The 13,304-nt window shown below is 65.5% G+C and carries 18 protein-coding genes, 1 tRNA gene and 1 pseudogene; 10 read left to right on the forward strand and 10 right to left on the reverse strand.

Going from position 1 to position 13,304, the window contains the following annotated elements; all coding sequences use genetic code 11:
- The 5 genes from pth to EBI04_RS06065 form a co-directional block, all read right to left on the reverse strand.
- A complete protein-coding gene (gene pth, locus EBI04_RS06045; protein WP_135256715.1) occupies positions 1-579 on the reverse strand; it encodes an aminoacyl-tRNA hydrolase in 579 nt (192 codons plus the stop codon).
- A gap of 98 nt (positions 580-677) precedes the next feature.
- On the reverse strand, positions 678-1,298 hold the full coding sequence (locus EBI04_RS06050) for a 50S ribosomal protein L25 (protein ID WP_135256716.1): 621 nt from the start codon (positions 1,296-1,298) through the stop codon (positions 678-680).
- Positions 1,299-1,385: 87 nt separating this feature from the next.
- Entirely contained in the window at positions 1,386-2,309 is a 924-nt protein-coding gene (locus EBI04_RS06055) for a ribose-phosphate diphosphokinase (protein ID WP_135256717.1), read from the reverse strand.
- Positions 2,310-2,323: 14 nt separating this feature from the next.
- Positions 2,324-2,989, reverse strand: coding sequence for a 5'-methylthioadenosine/S-adenosylhomocysteine nucleosidase (mtnN, locus tag EBI04_RS06060; protein ID WP_135256718.1), 666 nt, complete (start codon positions 2,987-2,989; stop codon positions 2,324-2,326).
- Entirely contained in the window at positions 2,986-3,453 is a 468-nt protein-coding gene (locus EBI04_RS06065) for an S-ribosylhomocysteine lyase (RefSeq protein WP_135256719.1), read from the reverse strand. Before EBI04_RS06065 ends, mtnN begins: the two co-directional genes overlap by 4 nt.
- Before the next feature lie 31 nt (positions 3,454-3,484).
- On the opposite strand from EBI04_RS06065, the gene guaA reads away from it, so the two are divergent.
- From guaA to EBI04_RS06105, 8 genes and pseudogenes are all read left to right on the forward strand, one after another.
- Entirely contained in the window at positions 3,485-4,996 is a 1,512-nt protein-coding gene (gene guaA / locus EBI04_RS06070; RefSeq protein ID WP_135256720.1) for a glutamine-hydrolyzing GMP synthase, read from the forward strand.
- Positions 4,996-5,166, forward strand: a pseudogene (locus tag EBI04_RS13490) (Uma2 family endonuclease); the annotation flags it as partial. The gene guaA and the pseudogene EBI04_RS13490, both read left to right, overlap by 1 nt.
- A 43-nt stretch (positions 5,167-5,209) precedes the next feature.
- Positions 5,210-5,497, forward strand: coding sequence for a glutamine synthetase/cystathionine beta-lyase binding protein (locus EBI04_RS06080; RefSeq protein ID WP_135256721.1), 288 nt, complete (start codon positions 5,210-5,212; stop codon positions 5,495-5,497).
- Positions 5,497-5,877 (forward strand): VOC family protein, encoded by a 381-nt coding sequence (locus tag EBI04_RS06085; protein WP_135256722.1) that lies wholly within the window; start codon positions 5,497-5,499, stop codon positions 5,875-5,877. The genes EBI04_RS06080 and EBI04_RS06085 overlap by 1 nt, the downstream gene beginning before the upstream one ends.
- 4 nt (positions 5,878-5,881) lie before the next feature.
- Entirely contained in the window at positions 5,882-6,403 is a 522-nt protein-coding gene (locus EBI04_RS06090; RefSeq protein WP_135256723.1) for a Uma2 family endonuclease, read from the forward strand.
- Entirely contained in the window at positions 6,400-6,885 is a 486-nt protein-coding gene (gene rnhA / locus EBI04_RS06095; RefSeq protein ID WP_135256724.1) for a ribonuclease HI, read from the forward strand. Before EBI04_RS06090 ends, rnhA begins: the two co-directional genes overlap by 4 nt.
- Before the next feature lie 24 nt (positions 6,886-6,909).
- The gene (locus EBI04_RS06100) at positions 6,910-8,592 is read left to right on the forward strand and encodes an acyl-CoA carboxylase subunit beta (protein ID WP_135256725.1); all 1,683 of its coding nucleotides are present in this window, start codon (positions 6,910-6,912) and stop codon (positions 8,590-8,592) included.
- Between the two features lie 61 nt (positions 8,593-8,653).
- Positions 8,654-9,511, forward strand: coding sequence for a hydroxymethylglutaryl-CoA lyase (locus EBI04_RS06105; RefSeq protein WP_135256726.1), 858 nt, complete (start codon positions 8,654-8,656; stop codon positions 9,509-9,511).
- Here EBI04_RS06105 and EBI04_RS06110 read toward each other — a convergent pair.
- Together EBI04_RS06110 and EBI04_RS06115 are read right to left on the reverse strand one after the other, a co-directional pair.
- Positions 9,508-9,903, reverse strand: a complete 396-nt coding sequence (locus EBI04_RS06110; protein ID WP_135256727.1) for a DUF3197 domain-containing protein — start codon at positions 9,901-9,903, stop codon at positions 9,508-9,510. The two genes, EBI04_RS06105 and EBI04_RS06110, sit on opposite strands and share 4 nt — an antisense overlap.
- 38 nt (positions 9,904-9,941) lie before the next feature.
- Entirely contained in the window at positions 9,942-10,439 is a 498-nt protein-coding gene (locus EBI04_RS06115; RefSeq protein WP_135256728.1) for a DinB family protein, read from the reverse strand.
- Between the two features lie 23 nt (positions 10,440-10,462).
- Here EBI04_RS06115 and EBI04_RS06120 point away from each other — a divergent pair, with 23 nt between their 5' ends.
- Both EBI04_RS06120 and EBI04_RS06125 read left to right on the forward strand, forming a co-directional pair.
- Positions 10,463-10,675 (forward strand): hypothetical protein, encoded by a 213-nt coding sequence (locus EBI04_RS06120; protein ID WP_135256729.1) that lies wholly within the window; start codon positions 10,463-10,465, stop codon positions 10,673-10,675.
- Positions 10,672-11,280, forward strand: a complete 609-nt coding sequence (locus EBI04_RS06125; RefSeq protein ID WP_135256730.1) for a YkgJ family cysteine cluster protein — start codon at positions 10,672-10,674, stop codon at positions 11,278-11,280. The genes EBI04_RS06120 and EBI04_RS06125 overlap by 4 nt, the downstream gene beginning before the upstream one ends.
- 21 nt (positions 11,281-11,301) lie before the next feature.
- Here the strand turns inward: EBI04_RS06125 and EBI04_RS06130 are convergent.
- From EBI04_RS06130 to EBI04_RS06140, 3 genes are all read right to left on the reverse strand, one after another.
- Positions 11,302-11,393: transfer RNA gene (locus EBI04_RS06130), tRNA-Ser, on the reverse strand.
- Positions 11,372-12,916, reverse strand: coding sequence for a tRNA lysidine(34) synthetase TilS (gene tilS, locus EBI04_RS06135; RefSeq protein WP_167481900.1), 1,545 nt, complete (start codon positions 12,914-12,916; stop codon positions 11,372-11,374). The genes EBI04_RS06130 and tilS overlap by 22 nt, the downstream gene beginning before the upstream one ends.
- Positions 12,909-13,301, reverse strand: a complete 393-nt coding sequence (locus tag EBI04_RS06140; RefSeq protein WP_135256732.1) for a copper chaperone Copz family protein — start codon at positions 13,299-13,301, stop codon at positions 12,909-12,911. The genes tilS and EBI04_RS06140 overlap by 8 nt, the downstream gene beginning before the upstream one ends.
- Positions 13,302-13,304 lie beyond the last annotated feature (3 nt).

Consider the following 13,304-nt stretch of genomic DNA (forward strand, 5'->3'; position numbering starts at 1 on the left):
TTAGCCCTTTTCCCCCAAGCCCTGGGAAAAATCCAGGCCGTTAAAGCGGCCCGCACAGGGAGGAAGCCCTTCCTTCACCCAGCAGAGCACGGCTTCCTTAGCCGCCTCGAGGACCCGCTCCACCACCGGCCACTCCTCGGGAAGGAAGGGGGAAAGGACATACTCTGCCCCAAGCTCCCGGGAAGGGGGCTTGCCGATCCCTAAGCGCAGGCGGTGAAAGGCCTCGGTCCCCAGGGCCTGGGCAATGGAGGCCACCCCCCGGTTTCCCGCGGGGCTACCCCCCGCCTTGAAGCGCAGGCGGCCCAGAGGCAGGTCCATCTCATCGTGGACCACCAGAAGGCGCTCCGGGGGGATCTTGTAGAAGCGCACCAGGGGAGCCACCACCTGGCCGCTCAGGTTGTAGTAGGCGAGGGGTTTGAGGAACAATCCCTTCTCTCCCTCCACCTCCACCTCGGCCAGGAGGGCCTCCCCCCTCTCCCGAAACTCCAGGCCCAGCCGGTCCAGGACCATAAAGCCCAGGTTGTGGCGGGTCCTGGCGTACCGCTCCCCTGGGTTTCCCTGGCCCACCACCAGGAACATTCCTGTCCTCCGCAAAAAGGGGGCGAAAACGCCCCCCTTCCTTCCGCCACAGGCCAATTCCCTTCCCGGGGTCCCCGCCCGTCAAGTACAGGGCGGTGCTACTCCTCCTCTTCCCTCTTGCCCTTCTTGATCACCTCGGGCTCAGCAGGAGCCTCGGTAGCTTCCACCGCAAGCTTTTCCACATCCTCGGGAGGTACCACCGCAGCGATGGTTTCCTCCGGAGAGATGGCCAGCTTAACCCCCTCCGGAAGCTTGATGTCGGCGGCGTGAAGGCTATCCCCGATGCCCAGACCCGAGACATCCACCTCGATGAACTCGGGGATGTTCCTTGGGGAAACCCGCACCAGGATGTCCCGGTGCACCTCCTGCAAAACACCCCCCTCCCGCACCCCCTGGGGCGTGCCCACAAAGCGCAAGGGGATGTACATCTCTACCGGCTCGTCGGAGAGCACGTAGAAGTCCACGTGCTCGGGGCGGCGCCGGCGCTTGTCCAGGTTCACCTGGCGCACCAAGGTGGGCAGTTCCTGGCCGTCGGGGAGTTCCAGGACGATCACGTGGTGGATGGAAGCCTGACGGAAGACCTTGTCGAACTCCCCGAGCTCCACGTAGACCTTACGGTTCAGGTGCTTATTGTAGATGACGCCGGGGAGCTTCCCCGCCCGGCGCAAGACGGCGGGCTTCTCCCCTTCCCGGTACTGGGCCTTCAAACGGTATTCCATGTCTCCTCCTCAACCTCCCAAAAGGCAAAGGCCCCCTAGGGGCACACTATGGGAAAGCTTATCACACCCCCAGGCCCTCTTGCCACCTCAGATCAAAGCGCTCACCGACTGGTTGGTGTGCACGTGCCGGATGGCCTGGGCCAAAAGCTCGGCGGTGGAAAGCACCGTGTACCCTCCATCCCTCAAGGGGATGGTATCGGTGAAGATCACCTCACGGATGGCGGGATGGGAAAGGTTTTCCCGGGCCTCCCCCACCAGAACCGGATGGGTGGCCATGACCACCATCTCCGGCAAAGCCCCAGCCAGCAGGAGGGCCTCCACCCCCCGCCTTATGGTCCCCCCGGTGGAAACGATGTCATCGATGATCAAAGGCCTCTTTCCCCCCACCTCCCCGATCACGTAGGTGACGGAGGTTTCCTTGGGACCATGGCGGCGCTTGGCCAGCATGGCGAAGGGCAGGCCCAAGCGTTCGGAAAGCCGCCTGGCCTCCTCCGCCCGGCCCGCATCCGGGGAAACCACCACTCCGTTTTCCGTATAGCCCTTTTCCTGAAGGTAACGGGCGAAGAGGCGTACCGCCGAGAGATGATCCACGGGGATATCAAAAAACCCTTGGATCTGGGAAGCGTGGAGATCGATGGCGATTACCCGGTGCACTCCCACGGTTTCCAGGAGATTGGCCACCAGCTTGGCGCTCACGGGCTCGCGGCCCTGAGTCTGCTTATCCTGACGGGCGTAACCGAAGTAGGGGATCACGGCGTTGATGCGGCCCGCAGAGCTCCGGCGGGCGGCATCCGCCAGAAGGAGGAGCTCCATCAGGTGGTCGTTCACCGGGGGACTGGTGGGCTGGATGAGGTAGACGTCATCCCCCCGCACGCTTTCCAAAAGACGCACCCTCACCTCCCCGTCGGGGAAGCGGTCCACCACTGCCTCTCCCAAGGGAACCCCTAGGGCCTCCGCCACCCGCCGGGCCAGGTCGGGGTGGGCATTCCCCGTGAAGAGCTTGATTTCCATGGGCCCCTCCCCTTTCAGTATGCCAAAAGGGCTTGGGCCAGGAGGCCAAGCCGCCTCGAGGCCTCCTTTAAAAAAGCCTGGAAGTCCCTGGCCGCCTCCTCCCCCGCCCCATCGGTCACGGCACGGATCAAGGCCATGGGATGCTGGAAGCGCCAGGCCACCATGAGGGCCGCCGCCCCCTCCATCTCCACCGCCTGGGCCCCGTGGAGCCGGGCCAGCCTCCTGGCTTCCTCCCTGTCCGCCAGAAACCGGTCCCCCGTGGCCACCACCCCCCGCCGGGCGGGAAAGCCCAGGGCGGAAGCCGTCACCTCAGCCTGGGCCAGAAGGCCAGGGTTCGAGGGGAAAAACCGTACCCCAAAGGCCGTCTCTCCTGGCTCCCGACCAAAGGGGGTCAGGTCCACATCCCACTGCACCGCCTTCTCGGCCAGAAGGAGGTCCAGGGCACGAAGGGAGGGGTCCAGACCCCCCGCTACCCCCAGGAAAAAGCTTTCCCTGGGAGCAAAGCGGGTAAGGACATGGGCCACGGCCGAGGCCGCCGCCACCTTGCCTACCCCGGTTTCCGCCACCAGCACCCCGGGGGCCTGGTGGAGGGGAAAGGGGGCCTCGAGGGCCTCCCTCGCGTCCAAGGCCTCCCTTAAGGCCTCCGCTTCCTCGGGCTCCGCCGCAAAGAAGGCGATCACCTTTCCTCCAGGGGAAGGGTGGCCTGAACCCTCAGTCCTTCCCTCAGCACCTTCTCCGCCCAGGCCTTGGCCCCTTGCAGGTCGTGGTCCCGGTAGTTGCCGCACTCCTTAAAGCTAGCCCCGGGAATGGGTCCCTCGTGCAGGAGAACATCCCTTAAGGCCCGCTCAAAGGCCAACAAAACCCTTTCCTCCTCCAAAGGGCCTTCCACCACCAGGTAAAACCCCGTGCGGCACCCCATGGGGGAAAGGTCGATGACTCCTTCCAGGTGGTCCCGCAGGTACCCCGCCAAGAGGTGCTCGAGGGTGTGCAAGGCCCCCGTGGGCAGGGCTTCCCGGTTGGGCTGGGCCAGGCGCAGGTCATACTTCTCCACCAGGCCACTCCCCACCGTTTTCCTCCCCGCCAGGCGGACGTAAGGAGCCTTCACCTTCGTGTGGTCCAGGGCAAAGCTTTCCACCTCGGCCATGGGTTTATCCTACCCTGCTAGACTGGCTTCCATGGTCCTGGTCCTGGACTTCGGCTCCCAATACACCCGCCTCATCGCCAGAAGGCTCCGTGAGCTTCGGGTCTTTTCCCTGATCCTGCCGGGGCGGGCGAGCCTGGAGGAAATCCTTAGACACAAGCCCCAAGCCCTAATCCTCTCCGGCGGACCCAACAGCGTCTTTGATCCCGATGCCCCCCGTCCCGATCCCCGGGTGTTCACCCTCGGCCTTCCCACCTTAGGCATCTGCTACGGGATGCAGCTTCTCGCCCAGGAGCTTGGGGGCAAGGTGGAGCGCGCGGGACGGGCAGAGTACGGCAAGGCCCTCCTCACCCGCTACCAAGGCCCCCTCTTCAAAGGCTTAGAGGGCGAGGTCCAGGTCTGGATGAGCCACCAGGACGCGGTGACCGAGCTTCCCCCCGGGTGGCGGGTGGTGGCGGAAACCGAGGAAAACCCCGTGGCGGCCATGGAAGCCCCCGACGGCCAGACCTTCGCCGTCCAGTTCCACCCTGAGGTGGCCCATACTCCTAAAGGGATGCAAATCCTGGAAAACTTCCTGGAGATCGCCGGAGTAAAACGGGACTGGACCCCGGAGCACGTGCTGGAAAGCCTGGTGGAGGAGGTGCGGGAGCGGGTGGGACAAGACCGCGTTTTGCTGGCGGTTTCCGGCGGGGTGGACTCCAGCACCCTGGCCCTCCTCTTGGCCAAGGCCCGGGTGAACCACCTGGCGGTCTTCGTGGACCACGGCCTCCTGCGCCTGGGGGAACGGGAGGAGGTGGAGGGGGCCCTTAGGGCCCTTCGGGTCAACCTTCTGGTGGTGGAGGCCCAGGAGCGCTTCCTCAAGGCCCTTGAAGGGATGGAGGACCCGGAGGAAAAGCGCCGGATTATCGGTCGGGAGTTCGTGGAGGTCTTCAGCCAGGTGGCCCGGGAAAAGGGGCCTTTCCGCTTCCTGGCCCAGGGCACCCTCTACCCCGACGTCATCGAGTCCGCCGGGGAAGGGGGGGCGGCCAAGATCAAGAGCCACCACAACGTGGGGGGCCTTCCCGAGGACCTCCAGTTTGAGCTCCTCGAGCCCTTCCGCCTCCTCTTCAAGGACGAGGTGCGGGAGCTAGCCCTCCTCCTCGGCCTCCCCGACCCCATCCGCCTGCGCCACCCCTTCCCGGGGCCGGGCCTGGCGGTGCGCGTGCTGGGGGAGGTCACGGAGGAAAAGCTCGCCATCCTCCGGCGGGCGGACGACATCTTCGTAAGCCTCCTCCGGGAATGGGGCCTCTACGGCCAGGTGGCCCAGGCCCTGGCCGTCCTCACCCCTGTGCGGAGCGTAGGGGTCGCAGGGGACGAGCGGAAGTACGGCTACGTTCTGGCCTTAAGGGCTGTGACCACCGAGGACTTCATGACCGCGGACTGGGCCAGGCTCCCCCTGGAGTTTTTGGACGAGGTGGCCAGGCGCATCACCCGCCGGGTGCCGGAGATCGGCCGGGTGGTCTACGACCTCACCTCCAAGCCTCCCGCCACCATAGAATGGGAGTGATGGGCGAACCCGCCAAGGCCCTAAAGCCCCTTTCCCTGGAAGAGTACCTGGCATGGGAAGCCCGGTCTACAACCAAGCATGAGCTGGTGGAGGGCCTGCCTTACGCCATGGCCGGGGCCAGCCGGGCCCACAACCTGGGGGTGAGCCACCTGCACTACCGGGGTGGACCTGGAGCCCCGCCCCGGCTAGACTGGAGGGGAAAGGAGGCAAGGTATGCCCACCTTTATCGTCCTCAGCTCCCTCACGGACGACGGTGCCGAGACCCTGGTGAAAAACCCTGAGCGCATCAAGGAGGTGAACCAGGAGCTGGAGCGCGACTTTGGGGTCAAGGTGGTGGCCCAGTATGCGGTCTTGGGCCCTTATGACTTCGTGAACATCGTGGAGGCGGAGGATGCCCTGGCCGTAGCCCGGGCCATGCTCCACCTCTCGGCCAGGGGAAGCGTCAAGACCACCACCCTCGAGGCCATCCCCGTGGCCGACCTCATCGCCAAGCTCAAGTAGTGGAGGTCCTGGAAACCGCCGTCTACGCCGAGGATCTGGAGAAGGCCCGGGCCTTTTACGAGGGGGTCCTGGGCCTCCCCTGTTTCCAGTACCAGCCCCCGCGCCACGCCTTTTTCCGGGCTGGGCAGGGGGTCTTTCTGGTCTTCAACCCAGAACACACGGAAAAGGACCAGGCCTTACCTCCCCACGGGGCCAAGGGAAGCGTCCACGTGGCCTTCCGGGTGGAGGAGGAAGAGCTTCCCCGCTGGGCGGAAAAGCTCCGGGAAGCGGGCTTTCCCGTCTGGTGGGCGGACTGGCCCAGGGGGAAAAGCCTTTACACCCGCGACCCCGCGGGAAACCTGGTGGAGCTGGCCCCGGCCAGAATCTGGGGCCTAGAATGAGGGCATGGCCACCCGCTACCGCTTCGGGGTAGAGGCGTTTGAGCGCCTCTTCCAGGGGGTAAAGCACCTGGAGCTCCTCAAGGGGGAGATTTACGAGATGAGCCCGATTGGTCCTAGGCATGTCTTTACCGTGGCTCGGCTGGACAAAAAGTTCCAGGCTCTTTTGGGGGAGGAGGCCGTCGTCACCGTGCAGTCCCCCCTGCGCATCCCGCCCTATTCCGAGCCCGAACCAGACCTCCTGGTGCTGAAGCCCCCTTTAGAAACCTATGCGGAACGCTTCCCCGAGCCCCAGGACGTCCTCCTCCTCATCGAGGTGGCCGATACCAGCCTGGAGCACGACCGGGCCAAGCTCGCCCTCTACGCCGAGGCAGGCCTTCCCGAGGTCTGGATCGTGAACCTCCAGGAAAACCTCCTGGAGGTCTACCGCGAACCCCAGGGAAGCCATTACCGCCTGCGGGAGCTGGTGCCTCCCGGGGAGGCCAAGGCCCCCCTGGCCTTCCCCGACCGCCCCGTCCCCTGGTCGTGAAGCGGGTGGAGCTTTTCACCGACGGGGCCTGCCTGGGCAACCCCGGTCCTGGCGGGTGGGCGGCGCTTTTGCGCTACGGCGGCTACGAACGAATGCTTTCCGGAGGCGAGCCCTGCACCACCAACAACCGCATGGAGCTCACCGCCTTGCTGCACGGGCTTAGGGCGCTCAAGGAACCCTGTGAAGTACACCTCTTCTCCGACAGCCAGTACCTGGTGAAGGCCTTAAACGAGTGGCTTCCCGCCTGGGAAAAAAGAGGAATGCGGAAGGCGGACGGCAGGCCCATAGAAAACCGCGACCTCTGGGAAGCCCTTATGCTGGAGCTCAAACGGCACCGGGTGGTGGCCCATTGGGTGCGTGGGCATGGCGGCCACCCGGAGAACGAACGGGCAGACCGGGAGGCCAAGCGCCAGGCCCAGCGGCAAAAGGCCCTGTCCCAAACCCCCTGCCCCGCTGAGGGGGCTACGCTTTTTCCCCGATAAGCAGAAAAACGTTATACTAAAGCCATGCTAGGCCAGCCCACGAGCCGCCTTGAGAGCAAGCTTCGCCCGGAGGAGCGGGAAGGTCCCGTCTACAAAGCCAATAAGGACGCCTGGGTGGCCCTGGTGCGGGACTTCAGGGAAAGCTTGGAGCGGGTGCGCCAAGGGGGCGGGCCCAAGGCCGTAGAGCGGCAGCACAAAAAGGGACGCCTCACCGCCCGGGAGCGGATCGCCAGGCTTTTGGAACCGGGGACGGAGTTCTACGAGCTCATGGCCTTTGCCGGGTGGGGAATGTACGAGGAGTGGGGCGGGGCCCCCGCAGGCGGGGTCATCACCGGCCTAGGGCAGATCCAGGGCCAGACCTGGATGATCATCGCCAACGACGCCACGGTGAAGGCGGGAGCTTTTTTCCCCATCACCGCCAAGAAGGTGATCCGGGCCCAGACCATGGCCCTGGAAAACCGCATTCCCACCCTGTACCTGGTGGACTCCGCCGGGGTTTTCCTACCCCTCCAGGACGAGGTCTTCCCGGACCAGGACGACTTCGGCCGCATCTTCTACCTCAACGCCCGCATGTCCGCCCTGGGCATCCCCCAGATCTCCGCCATCATGGGCAACTGCGTGGCCGGGGGCGCCTACCTCCCCGTCATGACCGACGTCCTCATCATGACCGAGGGAAGCGGCCTCTACCTGGCGGGCCCAGCCCTGGTAAAGGCGGCCATCGGGCAGGAGGTGACGAGCGAGGAGCTGGGTGGGGCCCGCATGCACTTTGAGGTCTCGGGCACCGTGGACTTTTACGAACCCAGCGACGAAGCGGCCATCGAGAGGATCCGAAAGCTCATCGCCCTCTACCCGCCCCCCAGGCTCGCCCCCTGGGCGGAAGGACGCAAGGAACCCAGGGAACCCCTTTACCCCGCCGAAGACCTCTACGGCCTCATCGCCCCCGACGGCAGCCGCCCCTACGACCTTCGGGAGGTGATCGCCCGCCTTGTGGACGGCTCGGAGTTCCTGGAGTACAAGGGGGGGTACGGGGAGACCCTGGTCACGGGCTTCGCCCGCATCGGGGGCTTCCCCGTGGGCATCGTGGGCAACCAGCGCCTCATCCTGAAGAAGAAGGGACGAATCGAGGTGGGTGGGGTGATCTACGCGGAGGCGGCGGACAAAGCGGCCCGGTTCATCCTCGAGGTCAACCAAATGAACATCCCCCTCCTTTTCCTCCAGGACGTGACAGGCTTCATGGTGGGGAAGGAGTCGGAGCAGGCGGGGATCATCCGCCGGGGAGCCAAACTGGTCAATGCCGTGAGCAACTCGGTGGTGCCCAAGATCACCCTGATCCTGGGAGGCTCCTTCGGAGCGGGAAACTACGCCCTGGCGGGCAAGGCCTACGCCCCCCGCTTCCTCTTCGCCTGGCCCAGCGCCAAGTACGCGGTGATGGGTGGGGCCCAGGCGGCCAAGACCCTCTTGGAGCTGGAGGTGGAAAAGCTCAGGCGGGAGGGGAAGGAACCCTCGGACGAGGAGCTAAAGGAGCTTTACGAGCGCATCAAGGGCCGCTACGAGGAAACCCTGGACCCCCGGTACGCCGCCGCCCGGCTCTGGGTGGACGGGGTGATCTTCCCCCACGAAACCCGGAAGTGGCTCATCCGGGCCCTCGAGGCCTGCGCCCTGAACCCCGAGCGGGAGCCTTTTAGAGTGGGGGTGTTCCAGGTCTAAGGCCACCCCACCCTGGAAGCGTCAGGGTGGGGGCCCCGGCAAAAGGCCAAAAGGAGGGTCCATGGAAAAGGTGAAGTGGGTGGAGTGCCCCAGGGACGCCTGGCAAGGGTTTTCCCGCCCCATCCCCACCGAGGAAAAGGTGGCCTTTTTACACCGACTGCTGGAAGCGGGGTTTCGCCATCTGGACCTGACCAGCTTCGTCTCCCCCAAGTGGGTACCCCAGATGGCGGACGCGGAGGCGGTCTTGGCCGCCTTGCCGCCCCCGGAAGGGCGCACCTATTTGGCCATCGTGGCCAACGAAAAGGGCCTGGAAAGGGCGCTAAAGGCCCCAAACCTCACCCACGTGGGCTACCCCTTCTCCCTCTCGGAAACCTTCCAGCGCAAGAACACGAACCGCTCCATTGAGGACTCCTGGCCCCTGGTGGCGGAGATGGTGCGGGCCACGGAGGGGAGGCTTGGCCTCGTGGTCTACCTCTCCATGGCCTTCGGCAACCCCTACGGGGATCCCTGGAGCCTGGAGGCCGTCCTGGAAGCCATCGGAAGGCTCCGGGCGCTGGGGGTGCGGGAGATCGCCCTGGCGGACACCTACGGGGTGGCGGAGGCAAGCCGTATCCAGGAGGTGCTAGGGGAGGCCGTGGCCCGCTTTGGCCCCGAAGGCCTGGGGGCCCACCTCCACGCCCGGCCCGAGGGGGTCTTGGCCAAGGTGGAGGCGGTGCTGGGGGCGGGGGTGCGCTGGCTGGAGGGGGCCTTGGCGGGGGTGGGGGGCTGCCCCTTTGCCGGGGACGAACTGGTGGGCAACCTGCCCACGGAAAAAGTGCTCCCTTATTTGGAAGAAAAGGGCTACGCCACGGGAATAGACCTAAACGCCCTCCCCGAGCTGGCGGGGGAAGCTGCCCGTCTAAAGCTCTTGTATGGCTAGGCGGCCCGTTTCAGGTAAATGCCGGGGTCGGCGGGGTTGGCGATGGCGTTCACCCGGCGGAGGAGTTCCTCCGGGGGCAGTTCCAAGAGGGCGGTCATCTCCCCTGGGGAAACCACCGCCTCGTAGAACTTCCTGGCCCCAAGCCCCAGCAAAAGGCTAACCAGTTCCGAAAGCGCCTCTTCCCCTCCCTGAAAGGCGGGGCCGAAGGCGTCAGGGGTGAGAAGGTCCTTCTTACCCCCGTGGATGAGAAGGGCGTACCGGGCCTGGTGCCGGCGGTCCTGCCAGTCGGTGAGGAAATAGACCTTGGCCTCGGGGAAACGCACCCCCTTCAGGGCCTCCTTGAGGGCCTCGAGGGTAATCCTGGGAGAAGCGCGCAGGCCAACGCGTTCCATGGGAACAGCTTACAGCCATCCCCCGGGGACAGGAGTCCTCAGCCCAGGAGCTTGCGGGCGTAGATGATCTGTCCCGCATGGTGCTGGGCATGCTCCACCAGGTGGTGGAGGATATGAGCCCTGGGAGCCTTAAGACCCTGGGTACCCACCGGAACCTCCTGGCCGAGCTCCTCCTCCCGCAGGCTCTGGAAGGCGGAAAGGAGCCTAGCCCAAGCCTCCCGGAAGCGGGCCTCCACCACCTCCTTGGCCTCGGGCTCCCCTCCTAGCTCCCACTCCCGCCCCTTTCTGGCCCAGTCGGGAAGCTCCTGGGGGAAGGCGTAGGAAAGAAGCCGCAAGGAGCTTCCGGTGATGTGGCGCACCAGGCCCCCGATGGGGTTCAGCCCCTCCTTGGGCCGCCACCAAAAACCCTCCTCGGAAAGGTCGAAGGCCCAGCGGTCCAGGTGGAGCTCCACTTCCTTAAGGCCCTTGATCCAGGCGGAAACGGCCGGGAAAACCCCGGGTTCTAGGGCTTGCAGGAAAGGCGCAAGACTGGCCATAAGAAGAGCTTACACTAACCCCTGTGGAAGCTTTTGGTCTTCTCTTCCTTTCGGGCCTGGCCCTGCTGCTCGCCTACCGGTTGCGGCAAGCCTCTCCCAAGACCCGTTGCCCCCGATGCCACCTGCCCAAGGCCCTGGCAGAGGAGGTGGCCCGGTACCGGCGTCACTGCCCCCAGGTGGCCGTGAGAGCCTGTCCCTTCGACCCCAGAAGGGGTGTCTACCGCCTGCGCCGATGAACCCGGTGGAAGTCCATTGGCTAGCCCTCGAAGCGGACTTGGCCGACTACCTGGCCAGGAAAGAGATTACCCCCTCCTGCCGTGCGGGATGCTTTGCCTGCTGTCATGGCCTGGTGACCCTTTCCCGCCTGGAAGGGGAAGCCCTTCTTCCCCACCTCAACGAGGCCCAGCGCTCCAGGCTCCTTAAGGAAGGCCCCAGGCGGCTTACCCTTCTCAAGAACGGCAAGAACGACCCTCATTTCCCAAGCCAGTTCTTTCTAACCCGCACCCCCTGCCCCTTTCTGGAAGAGGGCCTCTGCGGTGTCTATCCCTGGCGTCCGCTTGCCTGCCGGGGGCTTCTCACCCAAGGCGACCCCGGGCTCTGCGAACCCGAGGCGGACCTGCAACAGGGCCATTTTCTTTCCGCTCCCTGGCGCATGGCCCACCTGCGCATGGAGGCAGTTTGGGAGGAGGAAAAAAGGCGGTACGGCTTCCTGGTCCTTGGGGAGCTAGCCACCCTTTTGTACCTGCTTCTTTCCGGGTTCCCTGGGGAAAGGAAGGAGGCGGAAACCCTCCTGGAGGCGCTGGGGATCCTGGGGGGGCGGTGTGGGTTCCAGGTGGTATAAAAGCGGCCCGCAGGCCGCCTTTGGCGGAGGGGGCGGGATTCGAACCCGCGAGACCCCTTGCGGGGCCTACCGGTTTTCGAGACCGGCCCGTTCAACCGCTCCGGCACCCCTCCCTGAGCCGGGCGAAGAAACCCTTTAGGAGCTTAGCACACTCCCCTTCCAGGACGCCACCCCTGAGGCCTTCCCCCTGGCCGAACCGGGTCAAGGCCCCCTCCTTCAGATTCTCCACCCCGTAGACCACCTCCACCCCGGCCTCCTTCAGGGCATGAAGGCACATGCGACACGGCTCCAGGGTCACGTAAAGCCTTCCTCCCCGGGCCCCACGGCCCACCTCCCTAAGGAGGAGCATCTCCGCATGGGCCGTGGGGTCCCGGGTAGCCTCCACCTGATTGTGAGCCCTGTACACCCTTTCCCCCACCACCAAGACCGCCCCCACCGGTACCTCCCCCTCCTGGAAGGCCCGCCTGGCCTCCTCGAGGGCCAAGGCCATGTACCGCTCCTCCTCGGAGGGAGGATAGAAGCCCAGCACCTCCACCACCCGCTTACCCTCCGCCCTCACCGGCCAAAGGGGCTTGAGCTCCTTAGGTACCCCTTTCTCCCCCAAAAAGTCCACCAGGCGCTTTCTCCCGTAGGGCATGGCCAGGTAGTCTCCCGGCAAGGGGCGGCGGAACCCGAGGGGAAGGGGCAGCCTGGGCGCGGGGGGAAGGAGAAAAAGGGTACCTCCTTTGCGCCTGGCCGTGTAGCCGCCGGGCAGGGTGGCCACCTTGCCCCCTAAAGCCTCCTCCAGAAGGGCGATAAGCCGGGCCTCAGGCCGGAGGTCTAAGGCCTCCAGCATCCAGCGCAAAGCCCTCCGTCTAAGGGCCCCAGGAGCCTCCAAAAGAGGTACCGCCCGGTAGGCGGGCACGAAGAAGCGGGGATCGGGTAGGAGGCGGGCTTTGGCCTCCTTCTCCAGGTGAGCCTCCTCCTCCATCCGCACCTGGGCAAAGCGGGAAAGCGCCTCCTTGGCCCCAGGAAACCGCTCCTCCACAAGGGGAAGCACCTTAAGCCTCAGGTAGTTGCGATCCCGGGAAAGGTCCTGGTTGGAGGAATCCTCCCGCCACGCTTCCCCCAGGGCCTTGAGGTAGGCCCTTAACTCCTCGCGGCGAAAGGCCAGAAGGGGGCGGACCACAAGCCCCTCCTTTTCCCGGATACCCAGGCCCCGGGCCGTGCCCTGAAGGAGTTTGAGGAGCACGGTTTCCGCCTGGTCGTCCAGGGTATGGGCGGTGAGGATGGCCTTGGCCTTCACCTCCTTGGCCACCCGGTGCAGGAAGGCGTAGCGGATCTCCCGGGCCACCGCCTCGAGGTTCTCCCCCCGTTCCCTGGCCACCCTGGCCACCTCCACCCGCTCGGCATAAAAGGGAAAGCCAAGCCTTTCCGCCAGGGCCTTCACAAAGGCCCTATCCTCCCTGCTTTCCGGGCGCAGGGCGTGGTCCAGATGGGCCACCACCGCCTCCCGCCCAGCCCGCTTCACCAGGTGGGCCAGGGCCACGGAATCCCCGCCCCCGGAAACCGCCAGCACCAAAGGGTCCCGGGGCGCAAGCCGGGCCAGGCGCTTCTGGAAAGCTTCCTCCAATTCCTGCGGGAAGCCCTCAGGCAAGCCTGGCCACCTCCGCCTTCAGGGTAGAAAAGCAGCAACGCCCCCTGGGGTTGCGCTGATCACAGGCGCATCGCTTGGTCCTGACCCCTTCTTCCACCTGGGCCACCGGGTCCTGTCCTTGGCGCAAGGCCTCTGCCAACCCTTCCCGGGTCCAGTCGAAGCAGTAGCAGACAAGGGAGGCTCCCTTATCGTAGATGGGGAAGCGCACCTCTTCCCGGAGAAATACCCCCTCCTGGCCGTAGTAGACCACCGGGCAAGCGGGATCCTGGCAAAGGTAGTGGGGGCTAGCCGGGTCCATTCGCGCCAGGGCCTTCCCCGTGAGGAAGTTCTTCACCGTCTTCAAGGGCACCTCGAGGCCTACCTTTCCATTCTGCGGGCAAAGCATACC

The sequence above is a fragment of the Thermus caldilimi genome (assembly GCF_004684245.1).
Classification (GTDB): Bacteria; Deinococcota; Deinococci; order Deinococcales; family Thermaceae; genus Thermus; species Thermus caldilimi.